Consider the following 17673-nt stretch of genomic DNA (forward strand, 5'->3'; position numbering starts at 1 on the left):
GTTGAGTTATAGTCGGTATAAAAACTTTCATCTGCCCTTGACGAAAGATTGCAATCGGCGCGAAGATTGCGACTGAGATTCCGGTCGTAAAAGGTTTGCCAGAAACAGAAATTCGCCAAAAGGGCAGGCAAAGCTCAAAAAATTATATCTCTGCTCAAAAACCTGTATGGGATAGGCGTATGAAAAATCTAAAATAGATATTAAATTGAAAACAATAAGGATCATTGCTATCGACAAACGCCAGTTCAATTTACTTTCATCCCAAGCGTCGTCGGTTTGTTACCAGTGCTAAAACACGATTACATGCAAGCTTCCCAGGATCAGCCTATTTATTCTGAGGCTCCACTGCAATTGTTACTGTTTGTCGATGGGCGACCAAAGTCACGGCAACAAGTGCAGCGAATTCGTGCTTACTTAAAAGAATTAGAGGCTGACTATAAGTTTGAACTTCAAATTATTGACGTCGGGCAACAACCCTATCTGGCAGAACATTTTAAACTGGTAGCAACACCAGCTTTAATCAAGATTCACCCAGAACCCAGACATATTCTAGCTGGTAGTAACATAGTTGCTCAACTAAAAAGCTGGTGGCCACGATGGCAAGCCGCAGTAGATGCTTACGTAAAATTACAGAATGGATTGCAGGATAACTTGGAAGATAATGGGCGCCTACCACCATCACCGAAATCCTCTATTCGTTCGGTTGCTGTTTCTGCTGAACTGATTCGATTATCTGATGAAATTTTTCGCTTGAAACAGGAAAAAGAGCAACTAGAAGAGCAACTACAGTTCAAAGACCGGGTAATAGCAATGTTAGCCCACGACTTACGCAATCCATTAACTGCGATTGCGATCGCCATAGATACTCTGCAATCTAACTACAATCAAGAAAAAGGCAAGTTTGATCGACTCACACCGACTATGGCTGCGCACTTGTTTAAACAAGGACGCAACCAAACTCGGCTCATTGACCGTATGATTACTGATCTATTACAAGTAGGTCGTAACAACGAAAGAGAATTCCCCATTCAACCGCAAAAAACAGATCTCGGTCAACTCTGTTTTGAAATGATTGAGGAATTACGCGATCGCTACACGATCAAATCTTTGAAAATTGAAAAAGATATTCCCAAAGATTTGCCTTGTGTTTATGCCGATCCAGAACGTATCCGCCAAGTTTTGATGAATCTGCTGGATAACGCGATTAAGTATACACCCCTGGGTGGTACTATTAGTGTGGCGGGACTGCATCGCACTACGCAAAAAGTTCAGTTCAGTATTGGCGATTCAGGCCCCGGCATTCCCGAAGAAAATCGCGATCGCATCTTTGAAAATCATTTCCGTTTAGAACGAGATGAAGCTCAAGAAGGCTACGGGATAGGCTTATGTTTATGCCAGCGTATAGTCCGCGCCCATTATGGTCAAATTTGGGTAGATACTGCCCCTAATGGTGGAGCATGGTTTCACTTTACGTTACCAGTGTATCCAAGTTAAATAATAGGTAGGCTGTAAAAATTTACATAAAAGCTTCCCGTAAAGCTTTAATAATGTCAACGTTTGCTTCCGGAAAAGCAAACTGCTCTAGTTCATCTAAACTTACCCAACGAACTTCATCGCATTCAATTGGTTGCGGAATGCCCGTAATATGACGGCAATTATGTACTGTGAGGGTAACTCTTAGGTGTGTATAGGTATGGTCAATAGTGATTAGATGCTCACCTACTTCTATCACTATTCCTAATTCTTCATATATTTCTCGTTGAATACAATCTTTGATTGTTTCACCAGGTTCGATTTTCCCTCCAGGAAATTCCCACAAACCACCCATTACTCCCTTTGGAAGACGCCGATCAATTAAAATTTGCCTCTGCTCGTTCCAAATTACAGCAACACCGATAATTTTATGAGGTGGGAGGGAAGTAGTTTCGTTCATAGAAAAGCTGTTGGTTAGTAGATAGTAGGGGAGCCAGTGCGGTGGTGAAGCAGTGCTCTTGGCGGGTTTCCAACGGACAGTTCCTACAACGGGGGGCTTTGGGGCCCCCACGGAGTGGGGTTGGGGGGAACCCCCGCACGGCGCTTCTCTTGGCAACGGACTGTCCTCCGCCGCAGGTGACTGGTGTAGACACGTAGACGCGGTAGATGCGGAGCAGCTTCCGTAGGTACGGCGTATCCGTTGGTAGTGGATAAGCGGTTTCCCGCCATAAAGGAGCGTAAGCGCCCTTGCGGGTTAAGCGCAACGCGCTGCCTCCCGTACAGTAGTTAGTAGTTGACTTTGATGCTAAATAGAAAAACTCGACAATAGCCTGCCGAGTTTGTATTTTATTACATTTTATAAAAAATTTTTATTATTTATAAATTTTATTAAATCACTTTCAGATTTTTAGGATTGTCCATGCTTTATTCAGAATAAACTACTGAAAACAAGTATGAAGCAAAAATTTGAATATTAAATTCTAGATTATTCAACATAGGGGATATATGATTACCCCTATGCAGGTTAAGTAAAACTGTAAGAGATTTAGCACAAACAGAGGAAGAGTGAATTTATTAGGTATAGTTGGCATAAAAGTAGGAACCAAACAATCTAAAATCTCTATCTATATAGCTAATTTCTAATTGTTATTCATTTTCTTTGTTATTAGGTTCCATTCCTTGCAATGCTAATTCAAAATTCATTCTCTGTTCAGCGTTGCGCAAAAAGTAACCGCTAATCATAGCTGATGCTAACAAGCGACCAAGGTTTTCCCGGCTGGTAGTAATGGTAACATCAAAGTGTTCGGAAGATAGATTTCCTAATAGTCCGATGATATTACGTTCCATCACCTGAAGGACTTCTGAAGAACCAGGTTTGGAAAGCTGGCTGATAGTCTCTGGAGTTAGAGATTTAACATATTGCCATAACGGGCTGCTAGCCTCTGACTCACTGTTAAAAAATTCTGAAACTCGATTGGATGGGTTACTCACGTCTTTTCCTCCTGTTATATCGACCAGTAACACTCAAATTTGTTTGAATAGGTATAATTTACTAAGTTTTTATACTCTATTCAATATAGGAATTTACTATCATGTGTTCTTGGAAACTAATGTAACAGGCTATTTTCCGATTGGCAGTCGTTGTAACCGTACAAGATGAGCCGGAAAGTATCACCTCATTAGTTAGTGGTTAGTAGGGGCGGGTTTTATTGATAATCTTGCTGTTCAAACTGATAATTTATCTTCTAAACCCGCACGGCAGTCGCACTCGACGCGCTTAACCCGCAAGGGCGCGCTGCCTCCCGTACAGTAGTTAGTGGTTCTAGGTTCTACAACTCTGGAAGATCAACGTACTGGCTCCTCTCCCACTCTTCCACTACGTTGTTTCCCACTAACTACTAACCACTATCTATCAACTAACTCGCTAAATACTCTCCCATGTCAGATTTTGACTTGCGGAGTTTGCTTAAGGCTTCTCGCTCGATTTGCCGCACTCTTTCACGACTAATATTCAGCATCTCGCCGATTTTAGCTAAAGTCAGTGCTTTGCCATCAGTTAAGCCAAAGCGCAGAGATATTACTTCCCTTTGCTGTGGGGTGAGTTCTGCCATTAAACGCTCTATGTCAGTTGATAAAGAAGATTGAGTCACAAACTCTTCTGGAGAAGCTGCTGTGTCTTCTAACATTTCTCCGAGTTCAGTATCGTAGTTATCTCCTAACCGTATATCTAGGGATAAAGGAACACGTGCTTGCTCTAAGTACTCTCGCACTTGCTTGGGAGTTAATTCTAATTCTTGTGCTAACTCAGAAACTGTAGCGGCACGTCCTAATCTTTGAGATAGCTGACGTTGTGCTTTTTTTATCTTGTTAAGTTTTTCGGTGATGTGAATTGGTAGGCGAATCGTGCGTCCTTTCTCGGCGATCGCGCGAGTAATTGCTTGCCGTATCCACCAATAAGCATAAGTGGAAAATCTATAACCTTTGGTAGGGTCAAACTTTTCTACACCCCTCTGCATCCCAATACTACCTTCTTGAATCAAGTCGAGCAAATCAACGTTGCGCTTGATGTATTTTTTGGCAACCGACACGACTAACCGCAAATTAGCTTCAACCATCTTACGCTTGGCAATTTCACCTTCGGCGATCACTTCATTTAATTCTGCTGCTTCTAACTTCGTTGCTTTTGCCCACTCTTCTAAAGTTGGTTGACGGCCTAACAGGCTAGCAAGAGATTCCCTCACTTCATATAAAGCTGTTGAACGTTGCACCTGTTTGCCATAGAAAATTTCTTCCTCATGGGTTAGGAGTGGCACACGGCCAATCTCACGCAGGTAAGTCCGCACAAGGTCTGTAGCTGTCTGAGCGGTCTTCATGGCACTACTCTTTAGTAATTTTGGGTTTAACAGTTGGGTAGTTAACGATGTAGATAGGTTTTGATGGGTACCTACCCAGTCAGGCTGGGAACCCGTTCTTGAACTTGTAAATTATGCACTTGATATGCACTTGATAAATTCAGCGCTTTGTAAAAATCCAAGTTTGTTCTTAACTGCTAAAAATTACATTTCTTTTTTCTTTGTACAAGTATCTATAGTTAGATAAAAAGTAGCTTGTCGAACATGTCTTTTAATTTGACATCGTAAACAAGTGTAACATTTATGATAAATTTTTGACTACAAAGCAGATAGAAATTTTTATTTTTGGCAGTTTCCTTTAACCCTGTATTTTTGAGAATATAATTCGCATCTTTATTCCATCACTCTAGCAGCGCTTAGAAAATTTTCTAATCTTTCTTAACAAAACTCAATGATAACGATAATAATCTTTTTATAATGCTTGTTAAATTTTTCCTGATGCTTGTAATTAATACGGAGAGAGGGGAGGAGTGCTTTCAAGGGATTCCCCTCTGGGGTTGGGGGCTGTGGGGGAGGAACAGATGAGGGGGATAGAGAAGATGGGGAAGATATTTACTCTCTTATCACTTCCTCATCTCCCTCAACTCCGTCCCCTGTTCCCTATCCCAAGTTCCTTCTGCCTCTGGGCAGTCGCACTCGACGCGCTTAACCCGACGCCAGGTGCTTTATGCCGGGGAACCCGTCCACCGCACTGGCTCCGCAAGGGCGCACTGGCTCCAAGGGCGCGCTGCTCTCTGCCCTCTGCATAGCTGCCTTCTACCTAACGAACCATGCAGTATTCTTGGATAACTTTGACATCCAAAGTAGTATTTTGCAGGGAACGGATAGCGGCGACGGTGGCTTTTGCTCCGGCAATGGTAGTGATGATGGGGATTTTGTAACCTAAGGCTGTACGGCGGATGAGTCTGGCATCAGTTTGGGCTTCTTCTCCAGAAGGGGTGTTGATAATAAGTTGGATTTTGTGATTTTTAATCGCGTCTAGAACGTGGGGACGTCCTTCATGGAGTTTGAGTACTAACTCCACTTTCAGCCCATGTTCTTGGAGAACACGGCGTGTACCATCAGTTGCCATCACAGCAAAGCCCAAATCGAGAAATTCTTTGACTACAGGCACTGCGGCAGCCTTATTGCGATCGTTCATTGACACAAATACCGTGCCACTTAAAGGTAAACGTTCGCCTGCGCCTAATTCTGCTTTGGCAAAGGCGCGTCCAAAATCGCTGTCTATACCCATCACTTCACCAGTAGAGCGCATCTCTGGGCCGAGGATAGTATCGGTACCGGGAAATTTATTAAATGGCAACACTGCTTCTTTAACAGCAATATGGGATGGTATGACTTCTTGGGTGAAGCCAAGTTCCTCCAAAGTCTTGCCTGACATAATTAAGGATGCCAACTTCGCTAGAGGTACACCAGTGGCTTTAGAAACAAAGGGTACGGTGCGAGAGGCACGGGGATTGGCTTCCAAGATGTAAACTTGGGGAGAATAACCTTGAGTACCAACAACGGCAAACTGAATATTCATCAGTCCTACCACGTTCAATGCCTGTGCTAGTTGCACTGTCCACTGGCGAATTTGATTGAGAATTCCTGGTGGCAGAGAAATTGAAGGTAGAGAACAAGCCGAGTCTCCGGAGTGGATGCCTGCTTGTTCGATGTGTTCCATAATGCCGCCAATCACAACGCGCCCGGTTTGATCGGCGATCGCATCTACATCCACTTCAATGGCATTTTCTAGAAACTTATCAATCAAAATCGGATGTTCTGGTTCAACCTGCACGGCAAAGGTCATGTAGCGTTCCAATTCTGTATCAGAGTAGACTATTTCCATAGCCCGCCCTCCCAATACGTAACTGGGACGCACCACCACCGGGTAACCGATACGTTTGGCTACAATCAGTGCATCCTCGTAAGTACGGGCAATGCCATTCGGAGGTTGAGCAATATTTAATTCTTTCAGAACTTTCTCAAACCGCTCTCTGTCTTCGGCAATATCAATAGAATCAGGAGAAGTTCCCCAAATGCAAGTGCTGACATTAGCCTCTGTTGCTGCCTGGGAATGCAAATATCGCTCGATTGGTACTGCCAACTTCAACGGTGTTTGTCCCCCAAACTGCACGATTACTCCCACCGGGTTTTCCGCTTCGATGATGTTGAGTACATCTTCTTTTGTTAGCGGTTCAAAATAAAGCCGATCGCTCGTGTCATAATCTGTTGACACAGTTTCGGGGTTGGAGTTAACCATGATGGTTTCATAGCCCGCTTTTTTGAGGGCAAAGGCAGCATGACAGCAACAATAGTCAAATTCTATTCCTTGGCCGATCCGGTTGGGGCCACCACCCAAAATCATCACCTTGGGTTTATCAGTGGGTATAACCTCTGTTTCTTCTTCGTAGGTGGAATAGTAGTAGGGAGTAAACGCCTCAAATTCTGCTGCGCAGGTATCCACTGTTTTGTAAACGGGGATAACACCTAATTGTTTACGGTAGGCTCGAACTTCATCTTCACTAGTTTTGGTGGCATAGGCAATTTGGCGATCGCTAAATCCTTGCCGCTTCACTCCATACATTTGCTCTTTTGTCAACTGCCGCAGGGGTGTGCGCTTAAGAAATTTCTCCATCTCCAGCAGTTCCTGCATTTTATCGAGAAACCACGGGTCGATACCAGTTAATTCGTAGATTTCTTCAATACTCATCCCTAACTGCATGGCATGACGCACAGCGAAAATCCGTTCTGGATTTGGTGTCCGTAGTTGGGCGCGAATTTGCTCACCACTGGGAAGTTTTTCTTTGGCATCGCATCCCCAACCAGCCCGCCCAGTTTCTAAAGAACGCAGTGCTTTTTGAAAAGACTCATTAAATGTGCGTCCCATTGCCATTGCTTCGCCGACTGATTTCATTTGTGTTGTCAGCACAGGCTCGGCACCGGGGAACTTTTCAAAGGCAAAGCGGGGAACTTTAGTGACTACATAATCAATTGTCGGTTCAAAAGAAGCGGGTGTTTTCTTGGTGATGTCATTGTTAATTTCATCCAAGGTATAACCGACTGCTAATTTTGCCGCCATCTTCGCGATCGGGAAACCAGTCGCTTTCGATGCTAAAGCCGAACTGCGAGACACGCGGGGATTCATCTCAATTACAACTACTTCCCCATTCACAGGATTGACGGCAAACTGGATATTGGAACCACCAGTTTCTACACCAATCTCGCGGATAATTTTGATTGCCATGTCCCGCAAGCGCTGGTATTCTTTATCAGTAAGGGTTTGAGCTGGAGCAACGGTAATTGAATCTCCGGTGTGGATACCCATCGGATCAAGATTCTCAATTGAGCAGATAATCACTACGTTATCTGCCAAATCACGCATGACTTCGAGTTCGTATTCTTTCCATCCCAACAAAGATTGATCGATGAGAATTTGCGATACAGGCGAAGCATCTAAACCTGTTTGTGCCATTTCGGCAAATTCTTCTTCGTTATAAGCAATACCGCCACCAGTACCGCCCATTGTAAAGGCGGGACGAATAATTAAAGGATAAGTGCCGATGCGCCGGGCGATCGCCTTTGCTTCTTCTGATGATGAAGCCGTACCACTAGGGCATACCTTCACCCCAATTTTTGCCATCGCTTCGTTAAACAGTTTTCTGTCTTCAGCTTTTTCAATTGCTGGTAACTTGGCGCCAATCAGCTCAACGTTGTATTTTTCTAGCACTCCATTTTTTGATAAAGCTACAGCAATGTTGAGGGCGGTTTGTCCTCCCATTGTTGGCAGGAGAGCGTCGGGGCGTTCTTTGGCGATAACTTTTTCGACTAATTCTGGTGTTAGAGGTTCAATATAAGTGCGATCGGCTGTTTCCGGATCGGTCATGATTGTTGCAGGATTGGAGTTGACTAGTACCACTTCGTAGTTTTCTTCTCGCAATGCCTTGCAGGCTTGGGTGCCAGAATAGTCAAACTCACAGGCTTGCCCAATCACTATAGGGCCAGATCCTAGTAGGAGAATTTTTTTAATGTCGTCACGGCGGGGCATAGTTGTCGCTTTGGAGTAAGAGAATACAAATCCTGATTATTTTAAAGGTCTTTACCCACCACTAATGCTGTTTATTATCAACTTTTCTGTAACTGTTTGCAGAGAACAGACAAGGATCAGGATACTTGATATCGGTTTGTTTAGAGTCTAAGCAGGTAGTATTTAGTCTTGTTTAAGTCAGGATGACATGACAAACAGAACTGGTAGAAGTTAAAGCAGCTATAACAATTGCATAGTAAAAAAGATATGTATTTGCATTTACATTTTTAATTTTTACATTTATCTTTGCTGTTTTAGTCTGTCTAAAATTGTATGTGATAACTATAAATAAATTTATCAATTGTCTAAATCATATAAAAAATATTATTAGCTATTTTTCTCAATAATTGAGTTGTTGTTTGGTAATCTTCAGCCAGAAAAATTTTAATACTTTTACTCAGTCAAACAAGAACATTTTCTCATCGCTGTGTAAAAGGAATCGTTAAAAGTAAACTTTGTGTTTTTTTGTATACATATATTAAAAAAGGCAGAGATATTCAAAGATATCCTTATCTGCCTTTTCTTTATAATTTATTTAGAACTAAAGCATCTAACTTTTTCTTTGGTCTCAAACAGACAGCTTGAGTAATTAGGATATTAGTTTTGAGCAGGCTGAACAAATCCTAAGGTTAAGCTGTCTTTAGCAAGGAAGTGAGCCAGATGGTAAGCACGTTCTTCTGTTTTCAACAGAATTTGTTCGTATAAATAACGAGTAGCGCGATCGCCTAAACTCTCAGCTTGTGAAGCTTGGCTGCGAATCAGTTTAATCATCGCTTGTTCTGCTTTCAGGTCATTTTCCACCATTTGACGGCAAGAGAATACACCATCAGATTCTGGCTCGAAGCAGCACAATTCGGCTAATTTGCTGAAGCTAGCAGCTGGTACACCACCTAGTCCATTTAAACGCTCTCCAATTTCATGGATATGTCCTTGAACTTCTTCATAGCTTTCATTAAAAAACTCGTGCAGTGAGTAAAATTCTGCACCTTCAACTACAAAATGATGTTTTTGGTACTGCAAGTACAGTGCTTGAAAACTAGCTAAAGCGACATTAAAGCCTTCACAAACTGGTGTAGTTACACTGCGATCTAGCAGTACAGGATTGTCATAAACTTGACCAAAGTTTTGTAATAAAGTTTGTGTTTCAGACATGGTTCTCCTCGCTTTGCAGCAGTTATTCTTTGCTAACCGCTTGGTCTCTACATCCTAGCATTTTAAGAAATGAAATCAAGACCAAGCAATACGATAAAAGTTTGATTTTTAGAAGTAATAAAACTTCTACTTTTATGACTTAACGACGATAGATCTCATCAATATCTCATCAATATCTCGTTAACAGTATTAACAGTTTTTCTATTTATCTATATACAGTCCTCTATTTCCTTGTCAGGAATAAAGGCTATGGCGTGGATAAGAATTGAGCATCAGTGATCTGTTTCCTGTTCTCTGTACCTAGCGCCAACCCTAGTTTTTAACCCTTGCCATTTTGCCATTACCCACATTTTTGTAATCATCAAAGTTCCAATTACATCTAAAGTTTTAGGCAAATAGGGCAAGTCCACTTTTAGTAGACGTAAATATGCAGCGTGAGCTATCTCACTAGAAAATTTATTCTCTAGCTGAATAGTAATGACGTGGAGATGGCAAAGATATTGTAAGGACAAGGTTTCTAGCCTTTAGCCCCTAGCCGCTGGCGGGACGGTTGAGATTTTTTTTCAAAAACTACTGAGAAAAGTTCGCACTTAGGTTATCCTGATTTAAGGAGCTATACTCCGCAAAATAAAAACCATAAAAAAGCGATAACACACCATTTACTGCGATTTTCTAGCACTTTGAGGGCAGGAATCTTGAAGTCTTTCAGTTCAAAATTACAAGAAAAACACGTTATAGAGGTGAATTGGGCAGAGCGTTGGCAAGTTTATCAACGCCTACAGGAACTAGATATTCCTTGTTGGTGTGAGGCTAACGAGCCATTAACAGCCCAAATTGACAATACTCTTGCAGCTATTCAAGTTTGGAGTGTGATGCGACAATTCACAGCCTCTCGTCAAGAATTGGTTTGGACTTTAGAACTCTGTTGGCAGCATCGCTATCAGTAGTTAAACGTTAAAAGCCTTGAATCCCGATGGGAAGCTGTTGTGCATCTCAAAACCTGCCTTCCCTGATTGCTGGTTTTCGTAAAAACTAAAGAAAAGGTTAGAAACATGAGTAATTGCCATAGCAACGAAATATCAGAATTTTGTCTTGAGGGAAGATTTCTTGATTTTGTGATTAAAGATGGCTATAAGCTCAAAGGCTTGGTACTAGGGACTTCTGAAGGTGAATGTTACGTAAAGCTAGCTAAACATCTGCGAGTGGCGTTTGACTGGCGCTTACCACGTGGTACTTGGTTGCAAGTCGTAGGTGAGAAAAAACACGATCGCAAAACAGGCGAAGTTAAGCTGAAAGCTCAACAAATAATGGCAGCACGGCGAGAGTTGGAGACAGGGGGAGAAACTTTCTCTGTGTCCTCTCTAACTGAAACTAAGGCAAAATCAGCAAAAGCGACTATTTTGGTTTGTCAAAAGTCTGATTGCGTGAAACGTGGTGCTGATGGGGTATGTCAGGCTTTACAAGGAGCTTTGCGTGATCGCGGTTTAGCAGATCAAGTCACTATCAAAGGTACTGGTTGTATGAAAAACTGTAAAGCAGGGCCAAATGTAGTGATGCCAGACAAAACCCGTTACAGTCGCATTCAAGCTGCCCAAGTACCTGCATTGATGGAAAAACATTTTACTGATAGCAGTGTCAGCCAGAATCAAAAGAATGTCACAGAAGTAACAATGCCTATTGCAAGCACAGTTAGTGTTTAGTTAAGAGCTAGTTAAGAGTTAGTTAAAAGCCAATAAAAAACTTTTTATTTACGTATAGCAAGTCGTACTTATCTAAGACTTATATAAGAAAGTATGACTTGTATAATTGTTTTCCACGCTCAAAAACAGCTTGATTCAATACCCAGTAGTTTACTCAAAGTTAGGTGATATTTTTTAATTTTGAGCTACTACGACTTTGCTGTTCATAAAAATCTTAATAAAATTTAAAATCTCTAAATAGTTATCATAACTTGCTTAAATAAATATTTAAGTTTTTACTCAATCTTTAACTCAATTTTTATTCAATTTCCTGAAAGTTTTAGCTATGATGGTAAGCAATTATCCATTCACTTAGTGTCCTGGACTTCTCTATGAAGCTAGGACTTTTTCTATTAACAAATTCTTAGCTAATAATAATCTATCTTTAGGAGTATTTATTTATTATTTGTATATTTTTAATTACAAAAGAGAGACAAGAAGTGAAGTTTACATCCCCTACAGTGAAAATTGTTTTGTGGGACTATCTTCGTAGGTGCGGTCAATAAATAGTTGGGCAAAATTAAATCATAGTAACCTAAGTTTTTATAGAGAGCTTAGACTTTCTAATCTCTAGGTATCTAAACATATGAATAATTTATCAACATCTATCTCTAGTGGGGAGCGATATTTATTTATAAGTGAATGTTGATTAAATAGTTTATTTAGACTGAATCAAAGCAGAGGCGATCGCTAATTTTTATTATTGTCTATCAAGAAGTTGAGCAGTCTTTAGATTAGCCTTGGGGGGTTGCGGGTATGAGGGGATTGCCACTGCAATCACTAATGGCATAGTAACTAATATAATCTGGATCGATGTTTCCTCCAGCTGAGGAGCGACTCGGAGCGATCGCGTATACGGAACTCTTAGCGATCGCTTCTTATTTAATTTCTAAGTATCGATCAAATTCATCTTTAATGATGTGATAACACTCACAAGTCGCTTCTTCCATTTCTTCACGGTTGAGGATGGTGACTTTACCACGGGTAGCGCGAATAAATCCGGCTGTTTGGAGAGTTCCGGTAACAATGCTAACGGCGGGGCGAGTTGAACCAATCATTGAGGCTAGAGTGTCTCGCGTGAGTAACAGTTCGGGGGTTTTGACACGATCTTGGGCTGCGAGTAACCAACGGCAAAGGCGTTGCTCAACGGTATGGAAACGGTTGCAAAGTGCAGATTGCGTCAACTGCATCAGCTTGAGATAAGTAAAAGCCGTCACTTTTTGTCGTAGAACAACAGACTTATGTAATACGCGGGCAAAGATTTCGGCACTTAATTTAAATGCTTCGCCTGTAAGTTGCACCTCAACTTGCCAAGGAGCAGAATTTTGATTGAACAGAAATGCTGTCCCTACTACTCCTTCAAATCCAGTGATACCGACTTCTACGGTTTCGCCTTCTTGCGTTGAATGTACCTTGGAAATCAAGACAGTTGTCGGAAAGTAGACATGAGTGATCGGTTCTCTAATCCTGGTGAGAATGTCGTTTTGGTGTAACTCTACTAGTTCTAAATGAGGATGTAGGCGATCATATTCTTCTTGCGGTAGCGAATTGAGAATGAAATTTTTCGACCGTTGAAGCTCATTGAAATTTAGCATAATTTCCTTAGGGTGATCGTGGGGAAGGGGGAAAATTGTACGCTAATAAATTTAGATAGATTTAGAGCACCTCCCAAAGCCTTATACCGTTTGACTTTCAGATAGATACATTTCGGGTTTGCTGCTCTTGAACTGGCAAGGCTAGGGAAACTAGCTAGCTGTGTGTCTGCAACCCAAACATAGTCATGATTGGGCAGTACAGGCATATTACTTAACGTACAATTTTCCCAAAATGGCACGATTACCCCTTCTTCGTCCGTTCTCTAGCGAACGGAGGAGTTATATTAGCTTAGTAATCCATTTATTCCACCCAAAGCAGGATAGCAGAGTTTCTTAAAGGCAGACGAAACTCTCAGTTTCGGAGGTATCGTTCAAATTCATCTTTAATGATGTGATAGCACTCACAAGTTGCTTCTTCCATTTCTTCGCGATTGAGGATGGTAACTTTACCGCGAACTGTGCGAATAAATCCGGCTGTTTGGAGAGTTCCGGTAACAATGTTAACGGCGGAAAGATTTGAACCAATCATCGTAGCTAGGATGTTTGGCGTCAGCAACAGTTCAGGGGTTTTGACTCGATCTTGGGTTGCTAACAACCAGCGACAAAAGCGTTGCTCAATAGTATGGAAGCGATTGCAAAGTGCGGATTGCATTAGCTGCATAACTTTGAGGTAAGCAAAAGCCGTCACTTTTTGCCGGAGAACAACAGACTTGTGCAAAACACTGACAAAAGCTTCAGCGTTTAATTTGAATGCCTCGCCCGTAAGGAGAACGTTAATCTCCCAGGGTACAACATCTCGATTGAGAATGAAGGTAGTTCCAACCATTCCTTCAAATCCCGTCGCTCCAACTTTAACAGTTTCTCCTTCTATTGTTGAATGCACCAAAGAAAGTAGAGCAGTCGTTGGAAAATACACATGAGTTATCGGTTCTCTGATATGTGCGAGAACGTCGTTTTGGTTCAATTCAACTCGTTCTAGATGAGGATGTAGGCGATCATATTCTTCTTGTGGTATCGAATTGAGAATGAAATTTTTTGATCGCTTAGGCTCACTAAAATTCAGCATAATTCTATTCCTTTGTCCGTTCGCTGGAGAACGGACAGGTATCACTTTAGCTTGGTAATCTTACCCAGAGCAAACAGGCACCTAAAGCAGGATGGTAAAAAAGTAGCTGTGGTTCATCCCGTCAAAAAACGGATTCTCTACGTCGATGATTCACAGGACAACTGTGAGTTGTTAAGTTTTATTCTAAACGATGCAGGATATGAGATCGAGACGGTGCAAAGCGTGACTGAGGGCTTGCGGGTTGCTGAAAGTGGGAAGTTCAATCTTTACTTGGTGGACTTATATTTCTGGGACGGTACAGGCTTTGAATTGATTGATAGAATTCGTGCTTTCGATCAATCGACTCCGATTGTGGTTTGTTCGGGAGATTTGCGCGAGTCGGTGCGGGAAGAACTGATGCGGGTTGGTGTCCAAACTTTCTTAACGAAGCCTATCGATCCTGATCAAGTTGCTAGAACAATTGCCGAAATCCTGGGCGACGATTTGCAATCGTAGTAGGGTGTGTTGTCGCCAAGACCGCACCATCCTAATTTTCGATGCGTTAGGACTAACGTCTATAAAAATAAATTTTGTGGTGTGGACATCTTGTCCGCACCGGACGGGCTAGAAGCCCATTCCACAAGAAAGCTATCATGTAACATTTTAGTCTTGACACGCTACTACTGGCTGCTTTTTTGAGAGTGCGCTTACAGTTGCCTTTGTAAAGTTGAAACTACTCAGACTGAATGCTACTTTGTCTCAGATTCATCAGTGTCAGAACTTCTTACCACATTCAAGCTTGATAAATCTTTGCCCTCAAGAATCGTTCCCCGAAGGTTCGCCCATTTAAGGTTTACCCGCTCAAGGTTCGCCTCTACAAGGTTCGCCCCTTCAAGATTTGCCCGTTCAAGGTTCGCCCCTTCAAGATTTGCCTCTACAAGGTTCGCCCCTGCAAGGTTCGCCTCTAAAAGGTACGCCTCTACAAGGTTTGCCTCTAAAAGGTACGCCTCTACAAGGTTTGCCTCTACAAGGTTCGCCCCTTCAAGATTTGCCCGTTCAAAATTTGCTCGTTCAAGATTCGTCCGTTCAAGGTTCCCCCGTTCAAGATTCGCCCATCTAAAGATCGCGCCTTCAAAGTACGCCCGTTCAAGGTTCGCCCCTGCAAGCTTCGCTCCTGTAAGGTACGCCCATCTAAGGTTCGCCCATTTAAGGTTCGCCCGTTCAAGGTTCGCCTCTGCAAGGTTCGCTCCTTCAAGGTTTACTCCTAAAAGGTTTGCTCCTAAAAGGTTTGCCCCTACAAAGCTTGCTCCGCAAAAATCTTTGAGGATGAGAATACTGTTTTGCAAGTCTAAAAAACTCAAGCAATTTAAGCAAAAAACATCATCGAAATCGATTCTTTGCCCCTGAAGTCGAGAAATCCAAGTGCCAAAAGCTTCTGGAGTAGGCCATTTAATTTGAGAAATATTTTCTGTTACCCTAGCGCAGGCATTTAAAACAGCTAACAAAGCTTCTTCTGCATTCCGTGCTTGTCGGTTTTCTTCCTGAAAATCTGCTCTAGGATTTAAGCGTTCCATCGGCATTCCATGACGCAGCATAAAACCAATTAGATCGCATAGTGTCTGCTGCCAATTGCCGACATCTGAAGGATTTTGCAAACGCATTTCATCAACAACAAAATTAAAAAGATACTCATCCATAGGGGATGCACCACAGAGAGTTGCCCAACGTTGTAATGCATCTCGTTCATCCCATCCTTCATCTGGATCGTCTTCGCGACGCTTGAGCATTTCATGTATACGTCGTACTTCTCGCACGATGCGTCTTGCTGTTAAATATTCACCAAAACTTTTGTGGGTAAATTCAAAGGTTTTCTCGCCTTCATTAAATCCACTTTGGCGAAAATAAAAGGCGGTTAACAGACGATTTATCCCTAATTTTGCCCCTTCTTGAAATATTTCTAAAAGTCGTTTTAAACTACTGTTGTCACAATGACTTTCAATCTCTCTAACTGTTGTTGTGCGTCCATCTCCATGCCAGGAAGCTAATGCAATTTCTTCCAGAATGCGAACAAAGTCTTTTTCTTGAATTCCCTGTAGTGAAGGATGTTGATAACCCGTCCAACCCCGCTCATAAACGGCTTTGAGTAAATCAGAGTAAATAGTATTTAAGTTGCTGTCTTGAGAAAACTCAACTTCACCGCGAACAAAACTTAATGCCACTAAATAATTAAGCAAAGGTTGGGAAGTTATTTCTGTGAGATTACCTCGGTCTAATTCTAGTGGTAAGCCTGTATATCCGTAACCTTTAACCTTGCCATAATACTGCCACCACAATTGCCGCCGATCCTCAGCTAACAAGTTTTGATTATCAATGTATTTTTCTTGATTTTTTTGATTTTCAGTGATGAAATAAGGCAGGATATGCAAAATTTGCTGTGGTTGGCGAAATTCGTTGCTATTTGCTTGAACTACTAAGTCACGACCGCTAATTATGACTTGGACGTGAGTTTCTTGCTGATTAAATCTATCTATTTTTTTCTGTACTTCTCGAACAAATTGTTGAGCAATTTCTGCTGCCACTTTGCCTTGCATAGATAGTTCATCTAAGCCGTCAAAAATAATTAGCAACCGCGATTCAGCATACTCTGAACGTAGGGGATTAGAAGGTAAAATACTATAAATATCTGAGTTGACAAATTTGCCAACTGCATCAACTAAATCATCTAAAGGATTAAATTGATGCAAAGGAATAAATAAAACTTTAATTTCTCCCTTTTCTGCTACCTGGGCTGCAAAGATTTTAGCAAAGGAAGATTTGCCACTACCAGGTCCACCACTAATCACGCGAATGGCATCATGGCGATCGCTGTTATTCAACCAAGTTTGTAGTTGTTTTTCTAGATCGACTACAACCCGCTCATATTGTTTATTGTCTTTGAGACGGTATTCAAATTCGTCTTCTTTTTGACTGTCAACTTTGCGCTGATAGTAGGCACACAAAGGAACATAAACCTGTTTCAAGCCAAAGGCTTCTAAAAACATCGGTTCTTCAACTTGTTTTTGCAGCCAAGCGCCATAACGCTGCCATGCTTGTTCTCGTGCATTGGCTTGAGTAAAAGGGGTATCGAGTTCCTCTTTTAAACAGGCATATTTATCTGGGTGTTTTGCCCATTCTTCGTGCAGGGCAAAGACGAAATAGGTAGGCAAGCGATGACTGATTGTTTCTGCTTGTGCTGGTGTGACACCAAAGCCTTCTAACCACTGAGCAAAAGGAGTTTTGATGGCTTCTACAATCGGTAATTTTTTTGGGTAGCGAAAAAAATCTTCGTCAATGCGTAACTCTATATTTTCCAGGGAGAAGTTTAGCCGATGATTGCAAATAATTTCTATTTCATTGGTGTCTGGTTGTTTGGTAAGTAATTCCTTATTGCCCTCTACCAAATCCACCATTGCTTGAGTCAAGGAGCGATAAATTAATACCCAGGCAACTTCTTGTGGTGTTTCTGCCAAACCCAGTGCTGCGGAAGCGTCTACAACATCGGTGGCAACACTATCCCACTTGCCTAAAGCAGTATTGATTGCAGCTTTGCTTAATGACTTAAAGAGTTCCTTGAAGTCTGCTTTTACTGGTTTATTCCATAATGCAACAGGCTTAGTGACTGCAAATCCCGATTCGCTGCTCATGGCTG

At 41.9% G+C, this 17673-nt stretch carries 14 protein-coding genes; 4 read left to right on the plus strand and 10 right to left on the minus strand.

Annotated elements, in window-relative coordinates; all coding sequences use genetic code 11:
- Nucleotides 1-303: 303 nt before the first annotated feature.
- A complete protein-coding gene (locus QUB80_RS09550) occupies nt 304-1494 on the plus strand; it encodes a histidine kinase (RefSeq protein ID WP_289789265.1) in 1191 nt (396 codons plus the stop codon).
- 22 nt (nt 1495-1516) lie between these two features.
- Here the strand turns inward: QUB80_RS09550 and mutT are convergent, their stop codons facing one another.
- The 7 genes from mutT to QUB80_RS09585 all read right to left on the minus strand — a co-directional run bounded on the left by mutT (nt 1517) and on the right by QUB80_RS09585 (nt 10118).
- Nucleotides 1517-1933: an 8-oxo-dGTP diphosphatase MutT gene (mutT, locus tag QUB80_RS09555; protein ID WP_289789266.1), complete on the minus strand. Its 417-nt coding sequence runs from the start codon at nt 1931-1933 to the stop codon at nt 1517-1519.
- A gap of 83 nt (nt 1934-2016) precedes the next feature.
- Entirely contained in the window at nt 2017-2202 is a 186-nt protein-coding gene (locus QUB80_RS09560) for a hypothetical protein (protein ID WP_289789267.1), read from the minus strand.
- Between the two features lie 417 nt (nt 2203-2619).
- Nucleotides 2620-2964: a DUF760 domain-containing protein gene (locus QUB80_RS09565; RefSeq protein ID WP_289789268.1), complete on the minus strand. Its 345-nt coding sequence runs from the start codon at nt 2962-2964 to the stop codon at nt 2620-2622.
- Between the two features lie 425 nt (nt 2965-3389).
- Nucleotides 3390-4346, minus strand: coding sequence for an RNA polymerase sigma factor, RpoD/SigA family (locus QUB80_RS09570; protein ID WP_289789269.1), 957 nt, complete (start codon nt 4344-4346; stop codon nt 3390-3392).
- A 799-nt stretch (nt 4347-5145) separates the two neighbouring features.
- Nucleotides 5146-8415 carry a carbamoyl-phosphate synthase large subunit gene (carB, locus tag QUB80_RS09575; protein WP_289789270.1) on the minus strand — a complete coding sequence of 1090 codons (3270 nt, stop codon included), beginning with the start codon at nt 8413-8415 and terminating at the stop codon, nt 5146-5148.
- A 636-nt stretch (nt 8416-9051) separates the two neighbouring features.
- Nucleotides 9052-9606 (minus strand): DNA starvation/stress protection protein DpsA, encoded by a 555-nt coding sequence (gene dpsA / locus QUB80_RS09580; RefSeq protein ID WP_289789271.1) that lies wholly within the window; start codon nt 9604-9606, stop codon nt 9052-9054.
- Between the two features lie 272 nt (nt 9607-9878).
- Nucleotides 9879-10118 carry a hypothetical protein gene (locus QUB80_RS09585; protein WP_289789272.1) on the minus strand — a complete coding sequence of 80 codons (240 nt, stop codon included), beginning with the start codon at nt 10116-10118 and terminating at the stop codon, nt 9879-9881.
- 183 nt (nt 10119-10301) lie between these two features.
- On the opposite strand from QUB80_RS09585, the gene QUB80_RS09590 reads away from it, so the two are divergent.
- Together QUB80_RS09590 and QUB80_RS09595 are read left to right on the plus strand one after the other, a co-directional pair.
- A complete protein-coding gene (locus tag QUB80_RS09590; RefSeq protein ID WP_289789273.1) occupies nt 10302-10553 on the plus strand; it encodes an Asr1405/Asl0597 family protein in 252 nt (83 codons plus the stop codon).
- A 105-nt stretch (nt 10554-10658) separates the two neighbouring features.
- Nucleotides 10659-11306 carry a (2Fe-2S) ferredoxin domain-containing protein gene (locus QUB80_RS09595; protein ID WP_289789274.1) on the plus strand — a complete coding sequence of 216 codons (648 nt, stop codon included), beginning with the start codon at nt 10659-10661 and terminating at the stop codon, nt 11304-11306.
- Between the two features lie 917 nt (nt 11307-12223).
- Here QUB80_RS09595 and QUB80_RS09600 read toward each other — a convergent pair.
- Together QUB80_RS09600 and QUB80_RS09605 are read right to left on the minus strand one after the other, a co-directional pair.
- On the minus strand, nt 12224-12940 hold the full coding sequence (locus QUB80_RS09600) for a Crp/Fnr family transcriptional regulator (protein WP_289789275.1): 717 nt from the start codon (nt 12938-12940) through the stop codon (nt 12224-12226).
- A 352-nt stretch (nt 12941-13292) separates the two neighbouring features.
- Nucleotides 13293-14006, minus strand: coding sequence for a Crp/Fnr family transcriptional regulator (locus QUB80_RS09605; RefSeq protein WP_289789276.1), 714 nt, complete (start codon nt 14004-14006; stop codon nt 13293-13295).
- A gap of 108 nt (nt 14007-14114) precedes the next feature.
- Between QUB80_RS09605 and QUB80_RS09610 the strand changes: the two genes are divergently transcribed.
- Complete coding sequence (locus QUB80_RS09610; RefSeq protein WP_289789277.1) at nt 14115-14501, plus strand: response regulator; 387 nt, start codon at nt 14115-14117, stop codon at nt 14499-14501.
- Between the two features lie 233 nt (nt 14502-14734).
- On the opposite strand, the gene QUB80_RS09615 is transcribed toward QUB80_RS09610, so the two are convergent.
- Nucleotides 14735-17668 (minus strand): pentapeptide repeat-containing protein, encoded by a 2934-nt coding sequence (locus tag QUB80_RS09615; RefSeq protein ID WP_289789278.1) that lies wholly within the window; start codon nt 17666-17668, stop codon nt 14735-14737.
- Between the last annotated feature and the right edge of the window lie 5 nt (nt 17669-17673).

Source organism: Chlorogloeopsis sp. ULAP01 (assembly GCF_030381805.1).
Lineage (GTDB): Bacteria > Cyanobacteriota > Cyanobacteriia > Cyanobacteriales > Nostocaceae > Chlorogloeopsis.

Excerpts from the sequence above, each read along its gene's own strand:
- QUB80_RS09550 (WP_289789265.1), top strand. The coding sequence starts at position 304 with ATGCAAGCTTCCCAGGATCAGCCTATTTATTCTGAGGCTCCACTGCAA.
- mutT (WP_289789266.1), bottom strand. The coding sequence starts at position 1,933 with ATGAACGAAACTACTTCCCTCCCACCTCATAAAATTATCGGTGTTGCT.
- QUB80_RS09560 (WP_289789267.1), bottom strand. The coding sequence starts at position 2,202 with ATGGCGGGAAACCGCTTATCCACTACCAACGGATACGCCGTACCTACG.
- QUB80_RS09570 (WP_289789269.1), bottom strand. The coding sequence starts at position 4,346 with ATGAAGACCGCTCAGACAGCTACAGACCTTGTGCGGACTTACCTGCGT.
- carB (WP_289789270.1), bottom strand. The coding sequence starts at position 8,415 with ATGCCCCGCCGTGACGACATTAAAAAAATTCTCCTACTAGGATCTGGC.
- dpsA (WP_289789271.1), bottom strand. The coding sequence starts at position 9,606 with ATGTCTGAAACACAAACTTTATTACAAAACTTTGGTCAAGTTTATGAC.
- QUB80_RS09595 (WP_289789274.1), top strand. The coding sequence starts at position 10,659 with ATGAGTAATTGCCATAGCAACGAAATATCAGAATTTTGTCTTGAGGGA.
- QUB80_RS09600 (WP_289789275.1), bottom strand. The coding sequence starts at position 12,940 with ATGCTAAATTTCAATGAGCTTCAACGGTCGAAAAATTTCATTCTCAAT.
- QUB80_RS09605 (WP_289789276.1), bottom strand. The coding sequence starts at position 14,006 with ATGCTGAATTTTAGTGAGCCTAAGCGATCAAAAAATTTCATTCTCAAT.
- QUB80_RS09615 (WP_289789278.1), bottom strand. The coding sequence starts at position 17,668 with ATGAGCAGCGAATCGGGATTTGCAGTCACTAAGCCTGTTGCATTATGG.